The following is a 2,887-nucleotide window of genomic DNA, read 5'->3' as shown; positions in this document are numbered from 1 at the left end:
TCTTTGCGTGGGTCATCGCCATCATCATCATGACCGTGGGCCTGCTGGCGATCTACAAGATGCCGGTGTCCCAGTATCCGCCCATTGCCCCGCCCGCCATCTCGATTGATGCGTTCTTTCCAGGCGCGTCGGCGGAGACCGTGGAGAACACGGTGACGCAGATCATCGAGCAGAAGATGACCGGCTTTGATGATATGCTCTACATCTCCGGCACAAGCTCCTCGTCGGGAAGCTCACGGGTGGAGCTGACCTTCAAGGCAGGCACCGACCCGGACATGGCCTGGGCCAAGGTGCAGAACAAGCTACAGCTCGCTCTGGCCAGCCTGCCTGACGTGGTGCAGCGCGCAGGCTTGCGGGTGAACAAGTCAACCCGGAACTGGCTGATCATTGTCGGGCTAATCTCCGAGGACGGCAGCATGGACGGCAACGACCTGCAAGACTATGCTCAGTCGAACTTGGAAAAGGTGCTGTCGCGGGTGCCAGGCGTGGGTGAGGTGGAGCCGTTCGGAGCGCAGTATTCAATGCGCATCTGGGTCAACCCGGACAAGCTGACCAGCTACAGCCTGACCTTTGAGGATGTGGCAGCCGCCCTGCGCTCCTACAATGTCGAGGTCTCGGCAGGCCAGCTCGGCGGTGCGCCCGCCCTGCCTGGCCAGCGGCTCAATGCGCCCATCGTGGTCCAGCACCTCCTGCAAACGCCGGAGGAGTTTGCCAACATCCCGGTGCGCCTGAACCCTGACGGCTCGGCAGTGCGGATCAAGGACATAGGCCGCACGGAACTGGCGAGCGAGCGCAGCGACTCCATCATCAAGAGCAGCGGCAAACCAGCAGCGGTGATGGCCATCCGTCAGGCAGCCGGGGCCAACGCCCTTGCCACTGCCGACGCGGTCAAAGCCAAGCTGGAGGAGATGAGCAAATTCTTTCCGCCGGGCGTGAAGGTCATCTATCCCTATGACACCACGCCCTTCACCAAGGTAGCCATCCACGAGGTGGTGAAGACCCTCTTTGAAGCGGTGCTGCTGGTCTTCATCATCATGTATGTGTTCATGGGCAACATCCGCGCCACGCTCATCCCGACCATCGCTGTGCCGGTGGTGCTGCTCGGCACCTTTGCTGTGCTCGGCTTCTCTGGCTATTCGGTCAACATGCTGACCATGTTCGCGATGATACTGGCCATCGGCCTGCTCGTGGACGACGCTATCGTCGTGGTCGAGAACGTCGAGCGGATTATGAGCGAAGAAGGGCTTTCGCCGAAGGAGGCCACGGCCAAGTCCATGGACGAGATCACCAGTGCCCTGATCGGCATAGGTCTTGTGCTCTCTGCCGTGTTCGGGCCAATGGCCTTCTTCCCAGGCTCTACCGGCGTGCTCTACCGCCAGTTTTCGGTGACCGTTATCTCCTCCATGCTGCTCTCGGTGGTCGTGGCGTTGATCCTCACTCCGGTGCTCTGCGCCTCTTTCCTCAAGCCGGTCAAGGCCGGGCATTCGCCTTCAGAGAGCGCGATCTTCTTCATGCGTCCATTCTTTGCAGTCTTCGAGTTCTGCTTCGGCTGGATCCGCAGCCTGTATGTGCGCTTCGTGGCCTTCTCTCTGAAGGTGAAGATCATCTTCATTGTCATCTACCTGCTGATCTTGGCGGCGGCTGGCCTGCTCCTCCAAAAGATGCCCACCTCCTACATCCCAGACGAAGATCAGGGCATCCTTTTAGTGCAGGTGCGGCTGCCGTCAGGCGCGACCCTGGAGCAGAGTGAGGCTGTGATCAGCAAAGTGCGCAGTCATTTCCTTGAAAACGAGAAAGAGGCTGTGGCGAATGTGATGACTGCAGTGGGCCGCAACTTTGGCGGCCAGGGGCAGAACTTGGCCATGAGCTTTGTCAAGCTCAAGGACTGGGAGGAGCGCCAGCGTCCTGATCTGAAGGTCAAGGCTGTGGCAGGCCGGGCCATGCAGACTTTCTCGAAGATCAAAGAGGGACAGGTCATGGCCTTCCCACCGCCGCCGGTGATGGAGCTGGGCATGGCAACAGGCTTTGACTTTCAGCTGCAAGACCGGGGCGGCCTCGGCCATGAGGCATTGACCGCCGCACGCAACCAGCTTCTCGGCATGGCCATGCAGGAACCCCGCCTGATGGCGGTGCGGCCTAACGGCATGGACGACACGCCCGAGTACCGGGTGGATGTGGACTGGGATCGGGCAGGTGCGCTCGGTGTGCCGCTCAGCTCCATTCATAGCACGCTGGCAACGGCCTTTGGTAGCTCCTATGTCAACGACTTCATCCAAGCAGGCCGTGTAAAGAAGGTCTATGTCCAGGCCGACGCGCCCTACCGCCGCCTGCCTGAGGACTTGGAGCGTCTCTATGTCCGCAACAAGGAGGGCAAGATGGTGCCGTTCTCGGCCTTCGCCTCTGCCCGCTGGAGTCTCGGCTCGCCCAAGCTGGAGCGTTTCAACGCCTTCCCCGCCATGAACATCCAAGGCCAGCCCGCGCCTGGTCACAGCACTGGCGAGGCCATGGCGATCATGGAGGAACTGACCGCCAAACTGCCGCAGGGCATCAGCTTCGACTGGAGCGGCCTCTCTTATCAGGAGAAGATGGCCACCAAGCAGGGGCCGGTGCTTTACGCCTTTTCCATCTTCGTCATCTTCCTCTGCGTGGCCGCGCTGTATGAGAGCTGGACGATTCCCTTTGTCAACCTGCTCATGCTACCGCTGGGTGTGTTCGGAGCCATCGTAGCCAGCTCGCTGCGGGGAATGCCCAACGATGTGTATTTCCAGATCGGCTTCCTCACTACCATGGGCCTTTCAACCAAGAACGCCATTCTGATCATCCAGTTCATCAAGGAGCGGATGGCAGCAGGGGAGGGCCTGACTGAAGCCACTCTGGACGCAGTCAA

General features: G+C 60.4%; 1 protein-coding gene. It reads left to right on the top strand.

Translation table 11 applies throughout. The features are described from left to right. The coding region (locus ACNKID_RS07510) for an efflux RND transporter permease subunit (RefSeq protein ID WP_417912824.1) at positions 1-2,887 on the top strand (2,887 nt) is incomplete at both ends.

This window comes from Candidatus Electronema sp. TJ (genome assembly GCF_048287355.1).
Classification (GTDB): Bacteria; Desulfobacterota; Desulfobulbia; order Desulfobulbales; family Desulfobulbaceae; genus Electronema.
This window is presented reverse-complemented; position numbering and strand designations above follow the sequence as displayed.